Source organism: Mesorhizobium sp. URHB0026, from assembly GCF_054059755.1.
Genome location: NZ_JBSSCN010000001.1, coordinates 5,565,766 through 5,588,558, shown reverse-complemented (window position 1 = coordinate 5,588,558; position 22,793 = coordinate 5,565,766). Strand labels below are relative to the sequence as shown.

At 62.5% G+C, this 22,793-nt stretch carries 18 protein-coding genes; 16 read left to right on the top strand and 2 right to left on the bottom strand.

Annotated elements, in window-relative coordinates:
- Window positions 1–73 precede the first annotated feature (73 nt).
- The 3 genes from iolG to ACVWWD_RS27590 all read left to right on the top strand — a co-directional run bounded on the left by iolG (window position 74) and on the right by ACVWWD_RS27590 (window position 2,919).
- A complete protein-coding gene (iolG, locus tag ACVWWD_RS27600) occupies window positions 74–1,066 on the top strand; it encodes an inositol 2-dehydrogenase (protein ID WP_023773557.1) in 993 nt (330 codons plus the stop codon).
- Between the two features lie 25 nt (window positions 1,067–1,091).
- A complete protein-coding gene (locus tag ACVWWD_RS27595; RefSeq protein WP_023794372.1) occupies window positions 1,092–2,030 on the top strand; it encodes a sugar phosphate isomerase/epimerase family protein in 939 nt (312 codons plus the stop codon).
- A gap of 607 nt (window positions 2,031–2,637) precedes the next feature.
- Window positions 2,638–2,919, top strand: a complete 282-nt coding sequence (locus ACVWWD_RS27590) for a hypothetical protein (protein WP_023773559.1) — start codon at window positions 2,638–2,640, stop codon at window positions 2,917–2,919.
- A 222-nt stretch (window positions 2,920–3,141) separates the two neighbouring features.
- Here the strand turns inward: ACVWWD_RS27590 and ligD are convergent, their stop codons facing one another.
- On the bottom strand, window positions 3,142–4,914 hold the full coding sequence (gene ligD / locus ACVWWD_RS27585) for a DNA ligase D (protein WP_352548006.1): 1,773 nt from the start codon (window positions 4,912–4,914) through the stop codon (window positions 3,142–3,144).
- A gap of 430 nt (window positions 4,915–5,344) precedes the next feature.
- On the opposite strand from ligD, the gene ACVWWD_RS27580 reads away from it, so the two are divergent.
- The gene (locus ACVWWD_RS27580) at window positions 5,345–7,555 is read left to right on the top strand and encodes a putative bifunctional diguanylate cyclase/phosphodiesterase (RefSeq protein WP_352548004.1); all 2,211 of its coding nucleotides are present in this window, start codon (window positions 5,345–5,347) and stop codon (window positions 7,553–7,555) included.
- A 71-nt stretch (window positions 7,556–7,626) separates the two neighbouring features.
- On the opposite strand, the gene ACVWWD_RS27575 is transcribed toward ACVWWD_RS27580, so the two are convergent.
- Entirely contained in the window at window positions 7,627–8,103 is a 477-nt protein-coding gene (locus ACVWWD_RS27575) for a hypothetical protein (RefSeq protein WP_023794378.1), read from the bottom strand.
- A gap of 734 nt (window positions 8,104–8,837) precedes the next feature.
- Here ACVWWD_RS27575 and ACVWWD_RS27570 point away from each other — a divergent pair.
- The 12 genes from ACVWWD_RS27570 (at window position 8,838) to ACVWWD_RS27515 (ending at window position 22,671) form a co-directional block, all read left to right on the top strand.
- On the top strand, window positions 8,838–10,415 hold the full coding sequence (locus ACVWWD_RS27570) for an HD domain-containing phosphohydrolase (protein WP_352548002.1): 1,578 nt from the start codon (window positions 8,838–8,840) through the stop codon (window positions 10,413–10,415).
- A gap of 91 nt (window positions 10,416–10,506) precedes the next feature.
- Window positions 10,507–10,779 carry a hypothetical protein gene (locus tag ACVWWD_RS27565; RefSeq protein ID WP_352548000.1) on the top strand — a complete coding sequence of 91 codons (273 nt, stop codon included), beginning with the start codon at window positions 10,507–10,509 and terminating at the stop codon, window positions 10,777–10,779.
- Window positions 10,780–10,847: 68 nt separating this feature from the next.
- Window positions 10,848–11,966, top strand: a complete 1,119-nt coding sequence (locus tag ACVWWD_RS27560) for a substrate-binding protein (protein ID WP_352547998.1) — start codon at window positions 10,848–10,850, stop codon at window positions 11,964–11,966.
- A 463-nt stretch (window positions 11,967–12,429) separates the two neighbouring features.
- Window positions 12,430–13,458, top strand: coding sequence for a LacI family DNA-binding transcriptional regulator (locus tag ACVWWD_RS27555; protein ID WP_352547996.1), 1,029 nt, complete (start codon window positions 12,430–12,432; stop codon window positions 13,456–13,458).
- A gap of 191 nt (window positions 13,459–13,649) precedes the next feature.
- Entirely contained in the window at window positions 13,650–14,663 is a 1,014-nt protein-coding gene (locus ACVWWD_RS27550) for an SIS domain-containing protein (protein WP_352547994.1), read from the top strand.
- Between the two features lie 37 nt (window positions 14,664–14,700).
- Window positions 14,701–16,023, top strand: a complete 1,323-nt coding sequence (locus tag ACVWWD_RS27545) for an ABC transporter substrate-binding protein (protein WP_023794390.1) — start codon at window positions 14,701–14,703, stop codon at window positions 16,021–16,023.
- A gap of 43 nt (window positions 16,024–16,066) precedes the next feature.
- On the top strand, window positions 16,067–16,987 hold the full coding sequence (locus ACVWWD_RS27540; RefSeq protein ID WP_352547992.1) for a carbohydrate ABC transporter permease: 921 nt from the start codon (window positions 16,067–16,069) through the stop codon (window positions 16,985–16,987).
- Window positions 16,988–16,992: 5 nt separating this feature from the next.
- Entirely contained in the window at window positions 16,993–17,844 is an 852-nt protein-coding gene (locus tag ACVWWD_RS27535) for a carbohydrate ABC transporter permease (RefSeq protein WP_352548081.1), read from the top strand.
- Between the two features lie 19 nt (window positions 17,845–17,863).
- A complete protein-coding gene (locus ACVWWD_RS27530) occupies window positions 17,864–18,718 on the top strand; it encodes a sugar phosphate isomerase/epimerase family protein (RefSeq protein ID WP_352547990.1) in 855 nt (284 codons plus the stop codon).
- Complete coding sequence (locus ACVWWD_RS27525; RefSeq protein ID WP_352547988.1) at window positions 18,715–19,581, top strand: PfkB family carbohydrate kinase; 867 nt, start codon at window positions 18,715–18,717, stop codon at window positions 19,579–19,581. The genes ACVWWD_RS27530 and ACVWWD_RS27525 overlap by 4 nt, the downstream gene beginning before the upstream one ends.
- Window position 19,582: 1 nt before the next feature.
- Window positions 19,583–20,998 carry an NAD(P)/FAD-dependent oxidoreductase gene (locus ACVWWD_RS27520; protein WP_352547986.1) on the top strand — a complete coding sequence of 472 codons (1,416 nt, stop codon included), beginning with the start codon at window positions 19,583–19,585 and terminating at the stop codon, window positions 20,996–20,998.
- Window positions 20,999–21,174: 176 nt separating this feature from the next.
- A complete protein-coding gene (locus tag ACVWWD_RS27515) occupies window positions 21,175–22,671 on the top strand; it encodes an aldehyde dehydrogenase family protein (protein ID WP_457103526.1) in 1,497 nt (498 codons plus the stop codon).
- Window positions 22,672–22,793 lie beyond the last annotated feature (122 nt).

The following is a 22,793-nucleotide window of genomic DNA, read 5'->3' as shown; positions in this document are numbered from 1 at the left end:
CTCACGTCAATCAAGTCGCCGTCGCGGCCACGCTCATGGCCGACACCATGCCGCCTTTTAGGGAACGAAAGATATGCTCGATGTCTGTCTGTTCGGAGCGGGCCTTATCGGCCAGGTGCATGCGGCCAACCTGGCGCGCCACCCCCGGGTGCGCCTGCGCTATATCGTCGATCCGAATCGCGAGGCTGCATCGAAGGTCTCGGCCCTGACAGGGGCCGAGATCGCCGACACCCAGACCGTGATGAATGACCGATCGATCCGCATGGTGTTCATCGCTTCGGCAACGAGAACGCATGCCGACCTGGCCATGGCCGCGGCCGCCAGTGGCAAGGCGATCTTCTGTGAAAAGCCGATCGACCTCGATCTCAAGCGCACCGATCAATGTCTGGCGGCTGTCGAGAAGGCAGCTGTACCCTTTCAGATCGGATTCAACCGTCGGTTCGACCCGAGCTTTCGGGCGCTGAAGGCGCGCCTTGCGCAAGGCGAGATCGGTGCCGTTGAACAGGTCATCATCACCAGCCGGGATCCGGAACCGGAAACCGAGGAAGCGCTGGCGGGAGGAGGGGGGGTCTTCCGGGAGATGACCATTCACGACTTCGACATGGCACGGAACCTGTTGGGAGAGGAGCCGGTCGAGCTCTTCGCGACCGGGTCGTCGCTTGTCGCGCCGCACTATGCCAAGCTGGGGGACTATGATACCGCGATGTTCGTGCTGCGCACGTCGTCGGGCCGGCAATGTCACATCAACAACAGCGTGAGGGCCGCCTACGGCTACGACCAGCGCATCGAGGTGCATGGTGCGGACGGGATGCTGCGGGCCGGCAACAGGATGCCGACATCGGTTGAAATGTCAGGCGCAAAGGCGATATCGCGCGACAAGCCCTATTACTTCTTCGTTGAGCGCTATGCCGAGTCCTACGCGGCCGAGATCGATCATTTCATTACCTGCGTCGAAACGGGGCGACGGCCCGAGGTCACGGCAAGCGACGGCCGCAAGGCGATGATCCTGTGCGAGGCAGCGCTTGCCTCCGCCAAGTCGGGCAGGTTCGAGACGGTCAGATTTTAGTGCAATCGAAACGAGGAGCTTCCAGATGAAGATCGGGATGATTACAGACAGCCTCGGCGACCTCCCATTCGACGAGATGTTAGCCGCCTCGGCCGAGCTTGGGCTTCAGACATTGGAATTCGCGTGCGGCAACTGGTCGTCGGCGCCCCACATCGACCTGCAGGCCATGCTCGCGAGCGCTGCCACGCGCAAGGAGTTCGTCGCCAAGATCCGGGATCACGGGCTGACGATTGCAGCGCTCAATTGCTCGGGCAATCCGCTGCACCCGGGCCCGCAGGGGCAGGTCCACCATGGTGTGACACAGGACACCATTCGCCTGGCCGGCCTGATGGAGATCGACCGTGTCGTCATGATGTCAGGCCTGCCGGGCGGACCGGGTGACGCCAACCCGAACTGGATCATCACCGATTGGCCGCCGGAATGCCTCAAGATCCAGCGCTATCAGTGGGAGGAGCGGATCATTCCCTACTGGCGCGACCTCGTGGCGTTTTCAAACAATCTCGGCATTTACAAACTATGCCTGGAACTGCATGGCCATCAAGCCGTGTACAATGTCCAGACATTGTTCAAGCTGCGTGACGCTGTCGGAGAGACGGTCGGCGCCAACTATGATCCCAGTCACCCGCTGTGGATGGGGGCGGATCCGATTGCCGGCATTCGCACGCTCGGCTCGGCCATCTATTATGTGCACGCCAAGGATACCCGGATCGAGCCCATCGCCGCAGCCATCGACGGCACGCTCGATCCGCGCCCACCAAACCTCTATGCCGAACGAGCCTGGAATTACATCACACTCGGTTACGGTCACGGTGAGACCTGGTGGCGGCAGTTCTGTACCGCGCTCAAGCAGGTTGGCTACGACGATGTCTTGTCCATCGAGCACGAGGACATGATGCTGACGCCGATGGAAGGTATGCGAAAATCCGTTGCGCTGTTGCGCAACGTCGCAATTAACCTTTCTTGATCGGCGACTTGCCGAAGGTGGGCTGTAAGAGCATCGCGCGCGCCATCTAAACCTCGATTGTGAGCTTGCGATCCGCCACCAGGCTTGCAGGCGTGCGGATCGGATCAACGACAAGTGCCGCGTTGAGCCGCTCGGCAGGTATTCGGCATACCTGCGACCTCATGCGTAACCGAAGCGGCACGACTTTACCGGGCTGGTAACCCGTCCACCTATTCGGCAGACCCCTTCCGCTTCCAGTGCTGGATGGCAATTTAGGCATGTCTGGCTTCAAGAACCGTGATCGTACTGCTGTTGACCAACGGCGGGTCGCCGCCGGAACAATGTGCCTCCGCTTATGTTCGGGTAGAAAATTAGCGGAGACTAATTTGAAATTCTTGCCAGTTCAGGAACCAAGCGAAATGTGGGCGGTATTCGACACGAGCACCGACGAACCGGCCGAGTTTGCAGGTCAGTGCCTCATTGGTCTTACGAAGCCTGCCGCTATTTGGCTCGCTGCGAGAGGCAATGAGGACGAAAGAAGAAACCGTTGCTGGTGCGAATCGGATGTCAACGCAGGGGACACCCTCGGGTCGGTTCTGCGGCAATGGCGTGTCCAGTCGTGGGGACGATGACTGACGAGGCCATGGCTGCCGTACTGGCCTCGCGCGATGACGAAGTGCGGGTTCTCGGCGTGTTTGACGCGGCGAACAAGAAAGAAGCTGCCATTGAACTTCGCCGTCTGGGCGATGCGGTTCACTTTATCGCGAACGCGTCGGTTTTGGGCTACGATGTTCGCTCTGCGATGATCTTCTATGGGAACGCGGGAGTACCAAGTTTGAGAGCGCAGCACTGCGAGCAACTTTGGGCGAAATATAGCACTCTTCTCGTGGAGCCGGACTGCAGTTCTTGACGGGGGGCTGGGTTTCAGCACGGGCTGACCGACCGGACCTTGGCGGCGCGCAGGTTGCGACGAGGTGCTCTCGCCCTCCGTGGACATGACGTTTGGTTACAAGGCTGGCGCCGGTCCTGCCGCCGCCACGACGCATCTGCCGGCTTGTCGATCAAGGCGGCAGTGGCGGCAAAATTTGACAGCACTGCCACAGCACAGCCGCACTGGCTTCACATCGTCCAATCAGGCTGCTTTCCTGATGACTGCCTTGAAAGGTTGATCCATGGTGAAGGCGTCTGGCCGCACCGCCCGCTCAACCTGGCCCCATGTCACAGGGTGGGCGATTGGAAATCCGGGGCGTGCTCGTGGAGAGAACGCGCCCACGGCCGTGTTGCCTCTCCCGTTGCGGAGGTAATCGATAAAGATACGTCCCGTTCTTGCCGCCGGTGCAGCAGACAGGAGGTAGCGGTCGGGATGGGCGTCAGCGAGGCGCCGGGCAAGCGATTTGCCGAATTGCCGGGCGTTGTCGTGGGTCATCCTTGTCTCAAGAGGGGCCATCAAATGGATGCCCTTGCCACCGGTGACCTTGGGCCAACTCTTCAGACCTGAAGCCTCCAGGGTGTCGCGAAGCGCCAGCGCCGCTTCGATCACCTGCTCCCACTCGACGCCCTCGCCGGGGTCGAGGTCCAGCACGACGCGGTCGGCCCGCTCGATGTCATCCATGGTGGCGTTCCACGGATGAAGCTCGACCGCATCCATCTCGACCAGCCCGAGCAAACCGGCGAGATCGTCCACCCACACGCGGACACCCTGCCCACCCTCGCGCTTCTGGATGCGCAACTGATGCACGGCGCCCGGAATATCGGGCAAGGGACCTTTGTGATAGAAAGTGGTCCCGCTCGCGTGGCGGACCAGCTTTAGTGGTCTGTGGCCGAGATGGACCAGCGCTTGCTCGGCAACCTGTTCCCAGTAGCGCACAAGGGCTTCCTTGGAAGGCGAGACCGCGTCCGGCAGCAGCTGAAGAACGTTCTCACGGGGCACTGCGTGTCCCTCGGCCCTATTCCGCCGCTTCGATGAGGCGGGCGGCTTTGCCGGGACCGTGATGAGATCTTCACGGAGGCCTTTGAATACTGCTTCGCGCAAGATGCCGCGGTCGGTGACGCCGCTGAACTGCACCTCGGCCAAAACGTCCGGCCTGACCCATGTGGCCTTGGGCTTGTCGATCGGCTCCGACAATGGCGCCTTGTCAATAATCAGCGGGTCGAGACGCTCGCGGACCTGTCGCGCGATACTCAAGCTGTAGCCGCTCTGGGCTTTGCCGGCATAAAGCAGCCGGTCGTCTTCACGCCTGCCGATGTAGAGCGAGGCGATCCGGCGCGGTTGAGCGCCAAGCTTCTCTACGAAAGCCACGATAGGAAAGGTGTCGCTCTTGATGCATTTTATCTTGACCCAGCTTGTCTGGACGCCGGAGCGATAAGGGGAATCGGCAAGCTTTGACACTATGCCTTCCAAGCCCATACGGCAGGCATGCGCGAACATATCCGTGCCGCTCACCTCGAGATGTTCGGCATAGGTCAGCGTCGGCGCTGAACTTTTGAGCAGCTTCTCCAAGGCCGCCTTGCGTTCCAAAAGCGGCCGCTGCCGAAGATCGCTGCCGTTGAGATGAAGCAGATCGAACGCATAGAAGATGAGCCTCGGCGAGCCCGGATTGCCTAGCTCCCGTTCCAAGGCTTGGTAGTCCGGGAGGCCGGTCTCGCCCAGAACGACAGCCTCACCATCGATGATCGCGGACTTTGCCGGCAGGCTCGCCGCCGTCTTAACGATTCTCTTGTACCGATGTGACCAATCGTGACCCCGGCGCGTGAAGGCTCGCGCCCTTGCACCCTCCACAATGAGCTGGGTCCGGTAGCCGTCATACTTGATCTCGTGAAGCCAGCTGCCGCCGTCAGGAGCTTTCTCGACCAACATTGGCGACTGGAACTCGATGAATGACAGCCGGTCTTCGGTCTTACTCATGCGCACACGAACTCCTGGAATCGGGAGTCAAAACGTGGGAGGGCAATGAGTTCCGATAATTTTAGCAAAATTGTATATATACGCGATGGCGACGTGCCCGCCGACAGACCCATCGCGCGTCTAACCACCCTAGCCTCGCAGTTTCACCCCACCCGCTTTGTACCGCGCGATACCTCCCGATAGACGAATCGAGAAGCGGACCTGTTGATCTGAAAGGCTGCTGACGTTGCGGCCCCAGATGCCCACCCACTTGGCTGCCGCCGCACCGTCCGGCTCTCGCTGGTTTTCATCCTATTCGTCGCCGGCCTGGGGCGTCGGCTCCGCGCGAGGCAGCGACCCCGAACACGAGGCTGCCGGGCAGGGCACGCACCGGCGCTGTCGCGCAGGGCCTTTTAACGGTCCAGAAGTCTTCATCGCTTAAAGCGATCTGATGAAACTGCTGCGACATTTTGCCGAACCGACCCGTCGTCTCTTCCTGATGAGAACGGCTTTGCCCGTCATTGGGGTGACACTGCTCATTGCAGCAGCCGCGACAGGTTTATTGCTTTGGTCCACGATCCAGACTGACAGCGTTGCCGCGGCGCGGCAGACAAGTCTGGTTGGACTGATCATGTCCAAGCTGGAGAGCGCAGTAGCGCACGACCAGGAGAGCGTGACGGTTTGGGACGACGCGGTCAACGCGCTGCGCGGCGGCGATGCGAAATGGCTCGATACCAATCTCGGCAGCTGGATGCACACGTATTTCGGTCATGACCAGGTTTATATTCTCGATGCCAATGATGCGCCGGTCTACGCATTCACCGATGGGGCGACCGCTGACCCCGGGAGCTACCGCGCCATACACGCGACCACTGCGCCTCTGGTCCAGACTTTGAGAGCAAGGTTGAAGCGAGGGGATACCGAAGGTGTTACGGAACAGGTGCTCACAATAGGCGCTTCCGAAATGGCCGTTATCGCCGGCCATCCCGCGGTCGTCAGCATCAAGCCCGTGGTTTCCGACAGTGGCCACATCGCGCAGGTGCCAGGCCAGGAATTCCTGCATGTGGCCGTTCGCTACCTCGACGGCAGTTTCCTTACCGCCCTGCGCCAAGACTATCTTCTCGATGGCGCGCGATTCTCCTGGCACGATAAGCTCGCTTCCGGAGAGGCTTCCTATCCCGTTGTCGACCGATCTGGACCTATCGGCTTCTTCGTTTGGCGGCCATATCGGCCAGGAGCATTTGTCCTCTTTCAACTCGTGCCCGTTCTCGTCGCCGTGTTTGGTCTGGTACTGGCCGGTGTCATCACGGCCCTGATAGGGTTTCGCAAGCGGACGTTGAGGCTGATCGAGACGGAGGACCGGATCTACCACCTCGCTCACAACGATCTGCTTACAGCGCTGCCCAATCGCGGTCAGTTCAACGAGCGTCTGGCAGATGCACTGGCGCGCCTGCCGTCGACGGACGAGCAGCTCGCGATACTTTACCTCGACCTCGACCGCTTCAAGCAGGTTAATGACAGTTTTGGCCATCCGGCGGGTGACGAGCTGCTCAGGGAGTTCGCGGACCGGCTAAGACGGCTGACGACTGATGCGGACACGGTGGCGCGTCTTGGTGGCGATGAATTCATCATCATCCGACGTTCGGTTGGCGGCGAGAATGACGTCAAGACACTATGCGAGCATTTGATCGAGTCTGCCCGTCGGCCGTTCGAGGTCGCCGGGGTACAAGTCTTTGTCGGCGTAAGTGTCGGCGTAGCGGTTGCACCCAAGGACGGGTTGGACACGGTCGAGTTGGTGCGGAAAGCCGACGTGGCGCTCTATCATGCCAAAGCGGGGGGCCGCAGCAGCTACGCCTTCTTTGGGCACGAGATGGATCTGACGCTGGCCAGCCGCAAGGGCATGGAACAGGACCTGCGCAACGCGCTCGATGCGAGCGGCCAGATCCAGGTCCACTATCAGCCGCTATACGCCGCCGACACAAACAGGATGACGGGTGTCGAAGCGCTGGCCCGCTGGTCTGATCCGGAGCGGGGCTGGGTTGCACCGGACTTGTTCATACCGCTGTCCGAGGAAGCAGGGTTGATCGAAAAGCTTGGCGAACTGGTGCTCAGGCAGGCGTGCCTTGACGTGGTGGATTGGCCCATCGAGACCTTGGCTGTGAATGTGTCGGCCTTGCAGCTGAACAACCCCAGTTTCGCCATGCGAGTGACCAGTATCTTGTTGGAGACGCACATGGATCCGCGGCGGCTCGAAATCGAAGTTACCGAAAGCGCTCTGTCGGAGCGACGGAGCGAATGCCGAAACAACATCGAGGCTCTGCGCAGCATCGGAGTACGCTTTGCACTCGACGATTTCGGCACCGGATTCTCCTCCTTGGGAAGACTGCAGACGCTGCAAGTCGACAGGATCAAGATCGACCGAAGCTTCGTGCAGGGCTTTGGTCGCTCCAACGGTGACGAGGCCATCCTTCAGGCGATTATCAACCTGGCCCGCGCGACCGGACTTAGCACCACTGCCGAAGGGGTGGAGACCGAAAGCCAGTGCGATTACCTGCGCAAGCTCGGCTGTGACCAGCTCCAAGGCTTTCTGCTGTCGAGGCCACTGCCCAAGGGAGAGCTTCAAGGGCTTCTCGGGGGCGTATCAGCGCGCGCCTCTGCCTAGGAGCCCCGCGGGGGCGAGCCACAGAAGCTGGCACCCGCGGTGGCTGGAAGCCGGCGCCGGCCACCGGCTGCCTAGCAGCCCTGGACCTTCAGTGATTTGACCATGCGAACGATAAGCGGATCATAAGGGACCTTCTCATTGCGAGCATAGTTGACCGTAAACAATGCCGCTCTGTCCCCGCAGATCTTGATAGCCCGGACATACAGGATCTGACCGTCCTTCAGTCCCGAATAGCTGGCCCATTGCGGGGTCACTCGCTTGTAGGTCACCTTCCAGCCGTCGTTCTCGTTCACGGCAATGCGATGCTCGATCTCGGTGCGAAAGCTTGCCTTGCCGAGTTGCGCCCCCCAGATCGCAAGAAATGCTTTGTTTTTGCCCTCAAAGGCTGCTCCTTGATCGGAGCGCTGGGCAAGCACGAACCCCGGCGGAACGTCGAATACGAATCCCAGATGCTTGATCCCAAACCCCTCCCATTGTTCAGCACCCAGCAGGGAAGTGGAGATCATCGTGGCGCCCAAGCTGAGCAGAATATGCGGCAGACGTTTCATGGGTGTAATCCTGTCTCGTTCGGCCCTGCGCCATGCCGGGCGCAGCCCAGCCGGCCGGCCCTGGCGGAGAGCCAGCCATCTGCGGCTCCAAAGCCAGCGGACCTTTTCAAATCTGACGTGGCACTCTTTGTTCCATTAGGAACTAAGAATATCCCGGCACGCGCACCGTGGCCGAGTGGCCGCGCCTGTTTCAGCGCAGCGCTGCCCGCCAGCACCCGACGGTGCCGGTGTCTCGGAGGCAATGGTCGTGAAAATAGTGAAGAAGCTTGGGGCGGCGGTTGCGCTGGCTAACAAGACAGCCCGCATGGTCTGGGCATTGATGACCGGCGGCGAGCGCTACAGGGAGCCGGTCATCGCATAGAACGAAACAAGGCGCGGGATCGCCAACGAGGTTGGAAAGGGCGGACAGGAGCTAATGCACAAAGCCGGTCAACCCGCCGGATCAGGAAAACCCACTGGGGCCGTGCACTATGAGTGCGAGCTTTCGATCGGGACCTGAAACGCGCGAATGGCATTATGGCCAGCGGCACATGAAAGGCCGCACCTACAGGTCGGATACATGGCCGCACCAACCAGCAACTGCAAAAGCTCACAAATCCGTTGCCAACGGAGAGCCGTCCATACATGGCCCCAAACAGGACGCTCTGTTTCTTGCAGGATCTAAGCCCGCCTGAGATTTTCCCCTAGGTCTTGACGGCACACGGGGCTAGCATGGGCTCACTGGGAGGTGGGGGATGACAAACGTCTCGATCCGCCGGGCGGACTTCATGATGGTCCTCGCCTATGCGTCGGACCTTGCCACCGGCCATTCTCGCGACTTCGCGCTCAAGTCCTGCGTACTTGCAATGCGGATCGCCGATCTTGCGGGAGTTTCCGAGCAGGATCGGCGCAATGCCTACCACCAGTCGATGCTGCGCTATGTCGGCTGCAATGCGGACACCGACCTTCTGTCGGCCACCTTCGGCGACGAAATCGCGCTCCGCCAGGATCTTGTCGGTCTAGACATGGGCAATCGTGCGGAACTGGGAAGGGTCTTCGTGCAGGCCTTCAAGCGGTTCTACTACGACCTCGAACCGGACGCGCAGGCGAGGGCGATCGAGACCGCGATGTCGCAGGCGCTCGCGGTGGCGCGCCCGGTGCTCACAGCTCATTGCGAGGTCGCGCAGCGGATAGGCGAGCGGCTCGGCCTGTCGGACGAGATCCGGCGCAATCTCGGTCAAATTTACGAACGTTGGGACGGCAAGGGCCTACCGCGTGGGCTGAGCGGCGAGGATGTACTGCCAGCCGTGCGCCTCATCACATTGGCGCAGGATGCTATCGCACTCTGCGATGCGGTCGGTATCGAAGGGATGGCCGAGGCCATCGCCAGCCGCGCTGACGGCCCATACGAAGCGGATCTGGCCCGACTCGTCTCGGACAACGCGCCGGCGCTGATGGAGGGCATCAGGGCGACGGTCGACCGCGAGACCATTTTGGCGCTAGAGCCCGATCCGCCGGTGATGCTGGACGAGGCAGCCTGCGACGAGGCGTTCCTGGCCATTGCCGACATGATCGATATGCGCATGCCCTTTACGCAAGGCCATTCGAGGATGGTGTCGGAACTGGCGGAGGGTGCAGGGAGACGTATCGGCTTGCCCGCCCCTGACGTCCGTGCGCTCCGCTGGTGCGGTTGCATCCATGACATTGGCGAACTCGTGGTGCCGGTGGCGACTTGGATGCGCAACGGTCCGCTGTCGGTCCGCGAGCGCGACGCGGCGCAGTTGCACGCCTATTACGGCGAACGCGCGCTGGCCTCGTTCGGCCGCGAGGGCGATGTTATGGCCGCGCTCGTGCTCCGCCATCACGAACGCCTGGATGGCTCGGGCTATCACCGCAAGGTTGGCGGCTCCGACCTGTCCCCGGCGGCACGGATCCTGGCTGCTGCCGAAGCCTTCCAGACCTCGCGAGAGGAACGTCCGCACCGCAAGGCGTTGTCCAGCGAGGCGGCGGCAACGCAGCTGAACGCCGCTGTTCGAGAGGGCTGTATCTGCGCCGCCGCCGCCGAGGCCGTGCTGTCCTTCGCGGGCCAGCCGTCGCGCCGGGCGTCGCCCCGGTCGCTGGCCGGAATGACGCCGCGTGAGATCGAGGTGCTGCGTTTGATCGCTGCCGGACTCACGGCGAAGGAGGCGGCACGCAAGCTCGATATCTCGCCCAAGACCGCGGATCACCATATCCAGAGCGTCTATTCCAAGATCGGCGTGACCACCCGCGCCGGAGCCACGCTCTATGCGGTCGAGCACGGCCTTATCCGACCGGGGGAAATGCAGGCATAGGGAATACACCCCATGTGCGCCTGCTCAGAGGCGCGCATCGTGATCCTGTCGACGGACCAATGGTGGCCGCGACCGACAGGAGGAAAACCAAATGCTTCTCGCAACGACCAAGGTGGCGGACGTCGACCGCTTCATCCGTATCTTTTCGACCAAGGGCGCCGACAAGCGCCGGTTGCACGGTTCGAACGGCGCAACCGTGTTTCGTGACCCCAGCGAGCCGGACCGCGTCTGGGCGATCTTCGACTGGGACGCCGAGGGCTGGAGGAATTTCGTGTCGGATCCCGAAGTGCCAGGGATCCTGCAGGAAGCCGGCCACGTCGGCAAGCCGCAGGCGGCACTGCTGCTCGGTCACTATGAGGCCTGACATGCGCTGCGCGCCGACTGCTGCCTGCCGCGGCGCGCCCCACGACCCCCCAAGATCGGAGAAATGAAATGGATTTGAAACCCATCAAGATCGGCCTCATCGCCGAACTTACCGGCCCGTTGTCCTTCATGGGCATCGCCAACGCAAACCTGACGACCATGCTCGTCGACGACATCAATGCCAAAGGCGGCCTGCTGGGCCGGCCGGTGAAGCTCGTCGTCGAGGACGGCGAGACCAGCGAAAGTGTCGCCAAGGCAAGGACCGCGAAACTGATAGACATCGACAAAGTCGATTTGGTCGTCGGCGGCATCTACAGCTCGACCCGCCTGGCCATCAAGAGCGAAGCGGTCTCGCGCGGCAGGACGCTCTATATCTATACCGAGCAATATGAGGGGCAGGAAAACGATCCCCTGATCTTCTGCACCGGCCCCGTCCCGGCGCAGCAGGTCGAGCCATTGATCCCATGGCTGATGAAGAGCACCGGGGCGAAGAAATTCTACCTGCCGTCCGCGGACTACATCTGGCCGCATTTGCTGAACAAGGCCGCGAGCCGGGTAGTGCGAGCCAATGGCGGCGAGATCGTCGGTGAGGAGTATTTTCCGCTCGACACCGTCGATTTCCAGCGAACAGTGCAGCACATCATGGCGAGTGGCGCCGAGGTGGTTTTCAACACCATCGTTCCGCCGGGCCTGACGCCGTTCCTAGACAAATTGCACAAGGCCGGTTTCGGCAAGCGCGGCGGCAAGATCATCTGCACCTACTTCGACGAGAACTTCTTCAACCTGGTGCCGTCGGAGCAGATCGAGGGCCTCTACAGCTGCCTCGACTATTATCAGGAGCTCGACGACCCATTTGGCCGAGCGCTCCTGCGTCGCTACCGGGACCGATTCCCCGGCAGCGCGATGTTGACGGCAGGCAGCGGATGCACCGGCCACTACCGGGCGATCAAGATGTGGGAAGCTGCGGTGAACGAAGCCGGCACGGTCGAGCGCGACGCGGTTATCCGGGCGCTCGATCACGCCAAGCTCAGCGAGGGGCCGGGTGGCCCGGCCGAAATGGTCCCTGGCCAGCACCACGTCCGCATGAACATGTATATCGCACAGGCACAAAGCGGTCGCTTCCGAATCGTAGAGAATTTGGGTCCGATCGATCCCAACGAGCGCGCGCTAAGCGACGAACCCAACTAAGCAACGTGAGGTAACTGGCGGCGTCGGTCACTGTTCTTCCGAGTGGCGGGGGCGCCTAGATAATGCCCTCGCCATCAACCGGGCCGATGGTGGTTGTACCAGCCACACCCCACGCGAGCGACCGGCAAATCAAGACGCGCTATCCCCGCAAGACCTGAAGTCGCTGACAGGCGACTATCAACTCTGTTGGCGCAAAGCAGTTCGCGATACGCTGGACGCATCGGTCCGCTTTCAAGTCTCGTCATCGCCAAAACGGACAGTCCGCAAACCGCTCCATTTTTTCGCAAAGAGAGTCCTTGGCCAGCTCAGGCTAAATTGGTATTTCGAGTCAGCAATCACTCTCGTTCGTTGTTTTCGGGTTCAATCGCACACCCTCCGGCCCACCATTATTGTTATTTACCAATAGCGTACGGGCAAGTTGCCCGCGGGTTCGCCAAGCGGGATATTACCGTCCGGGAGCACAATGATCGTGACGCAGAAAGGGATCACCCTGAAAGACGTGGCCGCCGCGGCCAACGTTTCGCGCGCCACGGCGGCGCGGGCGCTCAACAGTTATGGTTACGTTGGCGACGGGACGGCGCTGCGCGTGCTGGAAGCCGCCGAGCGACTGGGCTATCGCGCCAACCTCGTGGCGCAGGCCCTGCGCAGCGGGCAGCTGCCGATCGTCGGCTTCATTCCCGGCGACATCCAGAACCCGTTCTTCGCGCGCATTGCCCATGATATCGAGGCGGAACTGCGCAGGCACCGCCACAATCTTCTGATCGCCAGCAGCGAAGAGAATGTCGACCAGGAAAAGGAACTGCTCGAAAGCCTGCGTGCGCTCAGCATCCGTGGCTTCATTCTTGCGCCGACCTCGGCGACGGACAGCGAGCATATCGTGCAACTCGCCCGTGAGGGCACGCCGGTCGTGCTGATCGACCGTGTCGTCAAGGAAGTGCACTGCGACAGCGTCGTCGTCGACAATGAAGGCGGTGCGCGCGAGGCCGTGGACTACCTGGTTGCCAATGGCCACGAGCGCATCGGCCTGTTGCGGGACGAATCGCGCATCTTCACCGCGCAGGAACGCCTTGCCGGTTACCAGAATTCGCTTGCGGCGCATGGCATTGCCCTCGACCCGTCGCTGGTCAGCGTGTCACGCTCGACCGTGGAACATGCTGTCGACGCCACCATTCGACTGTTCAGCCGCCGCGATCGCCCAACCGCCTTGTTCACCGTGGACAGCCTTATGACCCAAGGCGCGTTGCTCGGCCTGCGCTCGATGGGATTGTCAATCCCGCATGATGTTTCGCTGGTCGGCTTCGACGATTTCAACCTCGCCACCTTCACCGATCCCCAGATCACCGTCATTGCGCAGCCGACAGCCGAAATAGGGCCGCTTGCCGCCAAAATGCTGCTCGACCGCCTGGCCGGCAAGAAGCTGGCCCCGCGCCACACGCGCTTCCCGACCCGTCTCATCGTTCGCGGCTCGGTCTCGCGGCTGCACGGGCGCTGATCGCCCGATCCAAAAAGGCTCTTCCGCGAATTCGTCCGGCGAGGGGGCTTGCCAACCCCTGCAATGCGTGCGTTAAATATGTGAGATCGATCTCACAATCAGCCGGATCGATGATGGCCGTGGCGACCTACCGGCGGCGCACCTGCAACGAATGGACGCCCTGCCGCAGCGAAAATACGAGGAAGACCTGCATGCTCAACTTTGACAAAGACCGCTTCATCAAGATCCAGAGCGGAGCCGTCTCCTTCGCCGAGGAGGCGAGGGCGCTCCTGCACCGGCTGCTCGGCGAGGGCGTCGAGCGGCTCTATTTCATGGGGACCGGCGGCGTGCAGCTTCTGACCCTTCCGGCGATCGAGCTGGCCGAGCGCCGTACGAACTTTCCGGTGCGGGGAGAATATCCGGCGCAGGTCGTGCTTGATCCGCCGGCCGGGCTGGACCGGAAGTCGCTCGTGGTCATTCCCTCGCTGTCGGGCACGACCAGGGAAAGCGTGCAGCTGCTTTCCTTCCTGAAGCAGAAAGGCGTGCGCACGCTCTCGCTCACCGGCCATTCCGACACGCCACTTGCCAGGGAAGCCGATTTCACCTTCACGAACTTCGCGGAGGACGACACCTCTTCGGAATCCTTTTATCTGCAGTCGCTGCTGATTGTGCTGGCACTGCTGGCCGAGCGCGGCGAGTACGAGGACTTCGACGCCACGGTGGCCGAGCTCAAGAGACTGCCTGAACTGCTGGTTGGGGCAAAGGCGGCCTACGAAGACAGCGCGGCAAAACTCGCCGACACGATCAAGAACGAAACCTATCACATCTTCACCGGCGCCGGCTCCGTCTGGCCGCAAGCCTATTATTACGGCATGTGCATTCTGGAAGAGATGCAGTGGATCAGGACCAGACCGGTCCATGCCGCCGACTTCTTCCACGGCACGCTGGAGCTGGTCGAACCGGGTGTGAGCGTATTCCTCTTCAAGGGGGAAGATGCCAGCCGTCCGCTGGGTGATCGCGTCGAAAATTTCATCAAGCGATACACCGACAAGGTGCACGTTCTCGATGCCGCGTCGGTCGAACTGCCCGGTATCTCGCCTGCTGTCCGCAAGCTCATCTCGCCGATCGTGCTTGCGACGTTGCTGGAACGGGTAAGCGCGCATCTGGAAGTGTTGCGCAATCACCCGCTGACGACGCGCCGCTACTACAAGCGCGTCGAATACTGATCACCTCACCTCACGAAAACGAAGAAGGGAACTGATCATGAAATATTCAACACAGGCGGCAATCGCCGCGCTGGCCGCGGCATCGGCACTGGGCCTGACAATGGGACCAGGTGTCGGCGCCGAGGCGGTCCAGGCCGATCCGAACGCGAAGGTCGATTACCAGGGAACGCTGTCGGTCCTGACGAAATTCGGCGCGCAGCAGCTGGCGCCCTACTTCGTCGGCGTCGCCCAGGATTATGAGAAGCTTCATCCCGGCGTGAAAGTCGAACTCATCCAGGAAAGCGACGACAGCGTCAAGGACAAGACCAAAACGCTTGTCGCGTCGAACTCGCTCCCGGACATCTACTTTTCCTGGACCGGCAGCTGGGGCGGAAACTTCGTGCGCGGCCATCGCGCCGTCGACCTAACCCCGGTCATCGGACCCGATACCGAGTGGGGCAAGACACTGACACCGGCGGCCGTTCAGGCCTTCATGTACAACGGCGAATACTACGGCATTCCGCTCTATCTCGACGCAAAATTCATGGGCTACAACAAGCAGGCTTTCTCCAAGCTCGGCCTGAGCGCGCCCAAGACCTTCGAGGAGCTCCTGTCGTCCTGCGAGACGATCCGGAAATCGGGCATGACGCCGATCTCTTTCGGCAACAAGGAAGCCTGGCCGGCAATCCACTATGTGGGGCAGCTGCTCGCCTACGACGTCCCGCAGGCGGTACTCGAGAAGGATTTCGACCCGGGCACGGCGGAGTATAGCGACCCGGGCTATGTCGCCGCGCTCACCCAATACAAGCAGCTCATCGACAGTTGCACGGATGGCGGCGCCTCGGTGAACGGCACCTCATATTCGTCGGCCATTCAGACCTTCAGCAACACGAAATCGGCCATGTACTACCAGGAGATCATCGAGTTCGATCAGAGCGCGTCGGCGGATTCCGCTTTGAAAGTGTCCGATCTGGGCTTCTTCACCCTGCCTGTGCCGAACGGCGCAAAGGGCGACGCGAAAGCGATCGAAGGCGCGCCGGAAGGCTACATGATCAGTTCCGCTTCCAGCAACATCCCGCTGGCGATCGACTTCATGAAATTCGTTACGTCCAAGCAGAATGGCCAAGTGCTCTCGGCTCCGCCCTACGGGCAGCCTAGCGCGACCATCGGCGGGGCGTCGGAAGCCAACATGAACCCTTCCGTCGTGGCCGGCCTCAAGGATATCGCCTCCGCCTCCTACCTGATGCCGTGGCTGGACACGGTGAACCCGCCGCGCGTGGCTTCAGCCTGGCTGTCCAGCCTCCAGGCCCTCACCGGCGGCTCGATGACGCCGGAACAGGTCATGGAGCAGGTCAAGCAGGCGGCCGCGGCATCGAAATAGGCCAATGGCGAATCCCGGTCTGGCCAGAATGGAAGGCGCTGCCTTGAGCAACGCCAGAGGCGAGCCGGCGGCGAAAACCGGCCGCCGGCTCCGCCACTGGGGCTCGCTCCGCTGGGTCGCCGTCGCCGTGATCCTGGTCGGCTGGTTCGTGTATTACCCGATCGTCGACAACTTTATCGTCAGCACCACCGACGAGGATATTTTTACAGGCGAGACCACGAATATCGGCCTCGCCAATTATGAGCGGCTGTTGCACGACCCGGTCGTCTGGGTGGCGTTGTGGAACAACACGCTCTACGCGTTGATCTCCATCATCTTCCAGGTCGGCGGCGCCTTCGTGCTGGCGGCGCTGATCGAGGGGCTGGGCAGCGAGCGGCAAAGGCGTTTCTGGCGGGCGCTTTATTTTATTCCTTCCGCGATCTCGATCACCGTGACCGGCCTGCTGTTCTATTTCATCTACCAGCCCGATATCGGGCTCTTGAACGCCGGGCTCAGGCGCATTGGTCTGGAACAACTCATCCAACCCTGGCTCGGCGGCGAGCACACGGCGATCTACGCGATCATCGCGATGAGCCAGTGGCAGGGCTTCGGCTATTCGACGCTCCTGTTCGCGATCGCGATCCAGAAGATTCCGCGCGATCTCTATGATGCCGCCGTAATTGACGGAGCCGGGCCGCTACGCAGGCTGTGGAGCGTGACGCTGCCGCTGACCCGCGAGATGACCGGCCTGATGATCATCGTCACCATCACCGGCGCGTTCCAGGTGTTCAACGAGGTCATGGTCATGACCGCCGGCGGGCCCAACAACCGCAGCCAGGTGCTTGGCACGTGGCTTTACCAGCAGGGCTTCATCCAGAACAATTTCGGCTACGGCGCCGCGATCGCCGCCGTGATCTTCGCCGTGACCATGATCACCGGAGCGGCCCAGCTTTGGTACACCAGGCGCCGGAGGGTCGAGCTGTGACGGTGATGGCGGCCAGCGGGCGGACCGCGCGCCCGACCTTCGGGAGCGCTCTTGCGAAAGCCTTTCTGTACTCGTTCCTGATCTGTCTCGGCATCGTCGTGCTTTATCCGCTGGTCTGGATGGCGCTCAACGGCTTCAAGGACAATGGGCAGATCTTCGGCGACCCGTTCGCGCTGCCGTCGCGGTGGACCTGGGGCAATTATGTGCAGGCCTGGAACCGGGGCGTCCGCGACTATCTGGTCTCGAGCCTGCTGGTGACCGTCGCTTCAGCGATCTGCACGGTGCTGATCAGCGCCTGGACCGCCTACGGGCTGACGCGAACGCCAATGCCCGGCAAGCCGCTTGTCGTCGGCCTGGTCCTTGGCGGCCTCATGCTCAGTCCGACAGTGGCGCTGATTCCGCTGGTGCGGATGCTGCAGGCGATCGGCCTCTACAACACCTACTGGGCGCTGATCATCCTCTACACGGCGTTCCGGATTCCGTTCAGCACCTTCCTGATCCGCGCCTACATGCTTGGGCTGCCGAAGGATCTCGACGAGGCGGCCCGCATCGACGGCGCCAGCGAGGGGCAGATCTTCTGGCGCATCATCCTGCCGCTGTGCCAGCCGATCATCATCTCCTGCATCATTCTCCACGTTCTGTTTGCCTGGAACGAGTATCTGTTCGCGATGGTCTTCACCAACGGATCGGCAGTGCAGACGCTGCCCGTCGGCCTGACCTCGCTGATGTCCAAGAACGGCACCAATTACGGCGTCGTCTTCGCCGCGATGACGATCTCGGCCCTGCCGATCGTCCTGCTTTTCTTCGCCGCACAGCGGTACTTCATCCGCGGCCTCTCCGAAGGCATCGGCAAATAAATCACCGGGAAGGACATCAATGCCGCAATTCAAGGTCGACCAGCTGATTGGGGCCAACTTCGCCTTCCAGCATTACGCGTTCGAGCGCGTTGCGGAGATCCTTCGCGGCTTCGGCTTCAAGGAGATCGAGCTTTGGGGCATCGCGCCGCATCTCGACCTGTTTCATGCGACCGACGAGCATGTCCGATCGGTTCGCGAGATACTTGCGCAGAACGGCCTGACGGTCTGGTGCTTCACGCCCGAGCAGGTGATCTATCCGATCAACATCGCGTCGGGCGACGGCGAATACCGCCGCGACAGCGTCAAGCGGTTCTGCCGCGCGGCGGACATATGCGCCGAACTGGGCGCCCGATATTTGTTCCTGACGTCCGGGCGTGGATATGAACACGACCCGCCGCGAGAGGCGTGGGCACGGTCGGCCCAGTCGCTTGCGGAGATCGCCGCCCATGCGTCCTCGCTCGGCGTGCGCTGCCTGCTCGAGCCGCTGCAACGCGTCGAAACCAACGTTGTCACCAACGCGGCGGGCCTGCGCGAAATGCTCGACCAGATCGGCGCCGACACCATGGACGTGGTCCTGGACACGGTCGGCATGGCCACGGCCGGCGATACGGTGGCCGACTATGTCAGGCTGTTCGGGCCGCGCCTCGCGCATGTCCAGATCGTCGACGGGCTGCCCGCGGGGCATCTTGTCTGGGGCGACGGCAAGCTTCCGATCGGCCAATATCTCGACCACCTCGCCGCGTCGGGCTATCGGGGGAAACTGACCTTCGAGCCGTTCGGAAACGGCTCCTATGCGCTCGACCCGGTCGCGGCGTGGACACGCAATCTGAAGGCCATCGAGCCCCACCTGACGCGGGCGCCGACAGCTGCATGACCGGAAGAGCATCGCCCAATCTGGTCGCCGTCGGTGACAACTGCCTCGACGTCTATCTCAACAAGGACCTCCTGACCGTGGGCGGGAACGCCCTCAACGTTGCCGTTCAATGGCGCCGCGATGGCTGGAGCGCACGCTATTTCGGCGCCGTTGGCGATGATCCTGAAGGCGAGATAACGCTCCGCGAGATCGAGACCGCCGGGCTGTCCCGCAACGATGTCGAGATGATCTCCGGCGATACGGCGGTGACCTTGCTGCGCGACCAGTCGGGCGACCGTACTTTCCTGTTCGAATCCTTCGGCGTCGGCGAGAACTACATGCCCGCGCCGCGCGACTGGCAGGTCATATCGAAAGCCGACTGGGTGCATCTGGGCACCAACGCCAACAAGGATCTCGTGCGCCGCCTGGTTGGCGAGCGCGTGCCTTTCAGTCTCGACGTCTCGACCGCGCATCTGGCCTTGCCGCTGGAGGGCGTGCCTCTGGTCTTCGCGTCCGGTCCAGACGAGCCGAGCGTGCCGGTCGAGCCCCTGATGGCCGCGCTGCGGTCGGCCGGGGCGCGCCAGGTCGTGCTCACCTGCGGCAGCCGCGGCGCCTATTTCCGCGACAGCCAAGGCGTTCGCCATGCCGAGGCGTCGCCGACCTCCGTCGTGGACACGTGTGGTGCGGGAGACAGCTTTATCGCCACCTTCATCACCGCGTTCTGCTTCGCGGGTCTCGACGCCGACGATGCCATGCGAAAAGCCTCCCTCGATGCCAGCAGAACCTGCACGCATCTCGGCGGCTTCCCGCAGGAACCGCGCCCTATCCCGGACTGGCTGCCGCTGAAATACGCCGACGTGATCAATCGCGAGACGAGGGTCTGACATGGCCACATTACGGATGAGACAGCCGGCGGTCGCGGCGACAGGCGATCGGTCGTTCTGGCTGCAGGACATCGCCGCTTCTCCGGCGACGCAACCCTTGGTCGGCGGCGAGCAGGTCGACGTGGTGATCGTCGGCGGCGGCTATACCGGGCTGTGGACGGCGTTGCGGATCCGCGATCTGGCTCCCGAAACCCGGGTCACGGTGCTCGAGGCCGATCAGTGCGGCTCCGGCGCTTCGGGGCGCAATGGTGGACAGGTGCATTCCTGGTTCGCCGAGCTCGATCAGATCAGCGCCGTCGTCGGCGAGGAGGAGGGGCGGGCACTTTGCGCCGATAGCGTCGATGCCATCGCAGAGTTGGAGAAACTTCAGCGCGACGGCACGATCGATATGGATCTTCGTCTCGACGGCTGGCTATGGACGGCCAGTTCCACTGCCCAGGAGGGAGCCTGGAACCGCGCTGTCGCGATGACCGAGGCAGCCGGGGCCAACCGCTTTCGGCAGCTGACCGGCGAGGAGATCAAGCAGCGCACCGGGTCTTCCGCATCCTATGCCGGCGTTGTCGAGCAGAATGCCGGAACCGTGCATCCAGCCAAGCTGGCCACAGGCCTGCGCGATCTGGCGATCGCTCGCGGCGTGGCCGTCCATGAGCGCAGTCCCGTCACCGAAATCGTGCCCGGCAGGACCTGCCTGGTCCGGACCGCGCAGGGCGAGGTGCGGGCCGAAAAGGTCGTGCTGGCGGCCAATGCCTGGCTGTCGGCGCTGCCAGAACTGCGACGACATCTCTATGTGGTCGCGAGCCAGGTGGTCGCGACCGCGGAAATCCCTGACTTGCTCGACCGGATCGGCTGGCGCGACGGAGCCTCCATCTGCGACTCGCAGCGCCAGGTCCTCTATTACCAGCGCACCCCGAAAGGCCGGGTGGTCTTCGGCCGCGGCAGCGGCAACATCGCCTATGCGGGCAATTTCGGCCAAAGCTTCAACCGCAGCCCCGAACACGGACGGGACAATATCCGCGAACTCGGCCGCGTCTACCCCGAACTGCGAGGGGTGCCGATCGACTATGACTGGGCGGGCCCGATCGACTGCGTGCCTGAGCATGTCCCCGTCTTCGATCACTTGAAGGGGCATCCCAACATTGTCTTTGGAATGGGCTATAACGGGACCGGCATTGCACAGACCCCAATCGGCGGCCGCGTCCTCGCCAGCCTTGTTCTGGAACGGAAGGATCGTTGGAGCGGCAGTGGACTGGTGGGGCTCGATCGGCGCAAGACGATGCCGCCGGAACCGTTCCGCTATCTCGGCGCCAAGCTCGTGCGCGCCGCGATCGCGCGCCGGAACGACGCCGAGATCCGCAACGGGAGGCCCGGCGCGCTGACGCGATTCCTGTCGGAACGCACGCCGGGCGGCGGGGGCTAGGCATCTTTGAACCCGTACGGTTTGCTGTGTCAGCGGACGCGGACCTGTTGTTGCGCCTTTCTGGTGAACACGGGCGCCGACGCTAGCAGTCCGATTATCCGAACGCCCTTCAGCTTTCCTTGTTGAGGTCGCCCGCGCCGGGAGTAATAGTCACGGGGATTCGCGAGGAGGAAGGGATGGCGGTGAATTTCGACCCGAGGGCGAAGGCCGCATCGCTCTACCATGGCGAATTCCGGCCGATGTTCATTGGCGGCAAGTGGGTCGCCGCGCGGTCCGGCGAGGTGATGCAGGCGCTGAACCCGGCGACCGGCGAGGTGCTGGCGACGGTGCCGCGTGGCGGAGCCGCCGATGTCGATGCAGCGATCGCGGCAGCGCGCACGGCTTTCGAAGGGCCCTGGTCGAAATTCTCGCCCTATGAGCGGCAATGCGTGCTGCTCAGGATCGCCGACCTGTTCGAGACACATTGGGAAGAGCTCAGCGTTTCCGACACGCTCGACATGGGACTGCCGATCACGCGTACGCTGGCCAATCGGCGCCGCGTCATCGGCATGCTGCGCTTCTATGCCGGCATGGCGACGGCGCTGCATGGCGAGGCGATCGACAATTCGATCCCCGGCGAGATCGTCACCTTCACAAGGCGCGAACCGGTTGGCGTCGTTGGCGCGATCATTCCCTGGAATGCGCCGACCGCGGCTTCGATCTGGAAGATCGCGCCGGCGCTCGCCACGGGCTGCACCATCGTGCTGAAACCGTCCGAGGAGGCATCGCTGACGCCACTGCTGATCGCCGGGCTGATGCAGGAAGCCGGCGTGCCCGACGGCGTCGTCAACATCGTCACTGGAACCGGGGCCGAAGCGGGCGCGCGGCTCGCCGAACATCGGGACGTCAACAAGATCGTCTTCACCGGCTCGACGCTGACAGGTCAGGCGATTGCGCGGGCTGCCGTCACCAACCTCAAGCGCGTCTCGCTTGAGCTCGGCGGCAAGTCACCGGTCATTGTCTGCCGCGACGCCGACATCGACAAGGCCGTCCCAATCGCGGCGATGGCGGTGTTCGTGCATTCGGGCCAAATCTGCATCGCCGGCTCGCGCCTGTTTGTGGCGCGTGAGATCCATAACGAATTCGTGCGCCGGTTGGCGGAGTTCGCCGGAAAACTGCGCATCGGCCACGGCATCGAGGCGGAGACCGAAATCGGGCCGCTCATCAATGCCAGGCAGGCCGGCAAGGTGGAAGGCTACATCAAGGCCGGCAGCGACGAAGGCGCCCAACTGGTCGCCGGAGGCGCGCGGCTGACAGGCGAACTCTATGATGGCGGCAACTTCATCGCGCCGACCGTTTTCGGCGCTGTGTCGGACACCATGACCATCGCGCGGGAGGAGATTTTCGGACCCGTTATTTCGGCGATGCCGTTCGACACGCTGGACGAGGCCGTGGCGCGCGCCAACGCGACGCCTTACGGACTTGCGGCCGGCGTCTTCACCACCCACCTCGGCACCGCGCACAAGCTAGCCCGCCGCATCAAGGCCGGCTCGGTCTGGGTCAACATGTACCATGCCATCGATCCGGCCGTGCCTTTCGGCGGGATGAAGATGTCCGGCCATGGTCGCGAGGGCGGCATCGAGCATCTGCACGAGTATCTGGAGACCAAATCCGTCTGGATCCAGACGGACTGAGGGCGTGGCGATATTCAGGTGAGGGCGCCTGCGGTCCGAGATCGTCGCCGGCGCATCGGCCGGAGCAAGGCCCTTGTTCAGGAACTTTTCGTCATCTGGCGATTTTCGATGTAAGATCGAAT

Bases quoted from the DNA above. Each gene is read 5' to 3' on its own strand.
- ACVWWD_RS27565 (WP_352548000.1), top strand. From the start codon at position 10,507: ATGCTTCTCGCAACGACCAAGGTGGCGGACGTCGACCGCTTCATCCGT.
- ACVWWD_RS27520 (WP_352547986.1), top strand. From the start codon at position 19,583: ATGGCCACATTACGGATGAGACAGCCGGCGGTCGCGGCGACAGGCGAT.
- ACVWWD_RS27595 (WP_023794372.1), top strand. From the start codon at position 1,092: ATGAAGATCGGGATGATTACAGACAGCCTCGGCGACCTCCCATTCGAC.
- ACVWWD_RS27530 (WP_352547990.1), top strand. From the start codon at position 17,864: ATGCCGCAATTCAAGGTCGACCAGCTGATTGGGGCCAACTTCGCCTTC.
- ligD (WP_352548006.1), bottom strand. From the start codon at position 4,914: ATGAGTAAGACCGAAGACCGGCTGTCATTCATCGAGTTCCAGTCGCCA.
- ACVWWD_RS27515 (WP_457103526.1), top strand. From the start codon at position 21,175: ATGGCGGTGAATTTCGACCCGAGGGCGAAGGCCGCATCGCTCTACCAT.
- ACVWWD_RS27525 (WP_352547988.1), top strand. From the start codon at position 18,715: ATGACCGGAAGAGCATCGCCCAATCTGGTCGCCGTCGGTGACAACTGC.
- ACVWWD_RS27550 (WP_352547994.1), top strand. From the start codon at position 13,650: ATGCTCAACTTTGACAAAGACCGCTTCATCAAGATCCAGAGCGGAGCC.
- ACVWWD_RS27580 (WP_352548004.1), top strand. From the start codon at position 5,345: ATGAAACTGCTGCGACATTTTGCCGAACCGACCCGTCGTCTCTTCCTG.
- ACVWWD_RS27570 (WP_352548002.1), top strand. From the start codon at position 8,838: ATGACAAACGTCTCGATCCGCCGGGCGGACTTCATGATGGTCCTCGCC.
- ACVWWD_RS27545 (WP_023794390.1), top strand. From the start codon at position 14,701: ATGAAATATTCAACACAGGCGGCAATCGCCGCGCTGGCCGCGGCATCG.
- ACVWWD_RS27560 (WP_352547998.1), top strand. From the start codon at position 10,848: ATGGATTTGAAACCCATCAAGATCGGCCTCATCGCCGAACTTACCGGC.
- ACVWWD_RS27590 (WP_023773559.1), top strand. From the start codon at position 2,638: ATGACTGACGAGGCCATGGCTGCCGTACTGGCCTCGCGCGATGACGAA.
- iolG (WP_023773557.1), top strand. From the start codon at position 74: ATGCTCGATGTCTGTCTGTTCGGAGCGGGCCTTATCGGCCAGGTGCAT.
- ACVWWD_RS27555 (WP_352547996.1), top strand. From the start codon at position 12,430: ATGATCGTGACGCAGAAAGGGATCACCCTGAAAGACGTGGCCGCCGCG.
- ACVWWD_RS27535 (WP_352548081.1), top strand. From the start codon at position 16,993: ATGGCGGCCAGCGGGCGGACCGCGCGCCCGACCTTCGGGAGCGCTCTT.
- ACVWWD_RS27575 (WP_023794378.1), bottom strand. From the start codon at position 8,103: ATGAAACGTCTGCCGCATATTCTGCTCAGCTTGGGCGCCACGATGATC.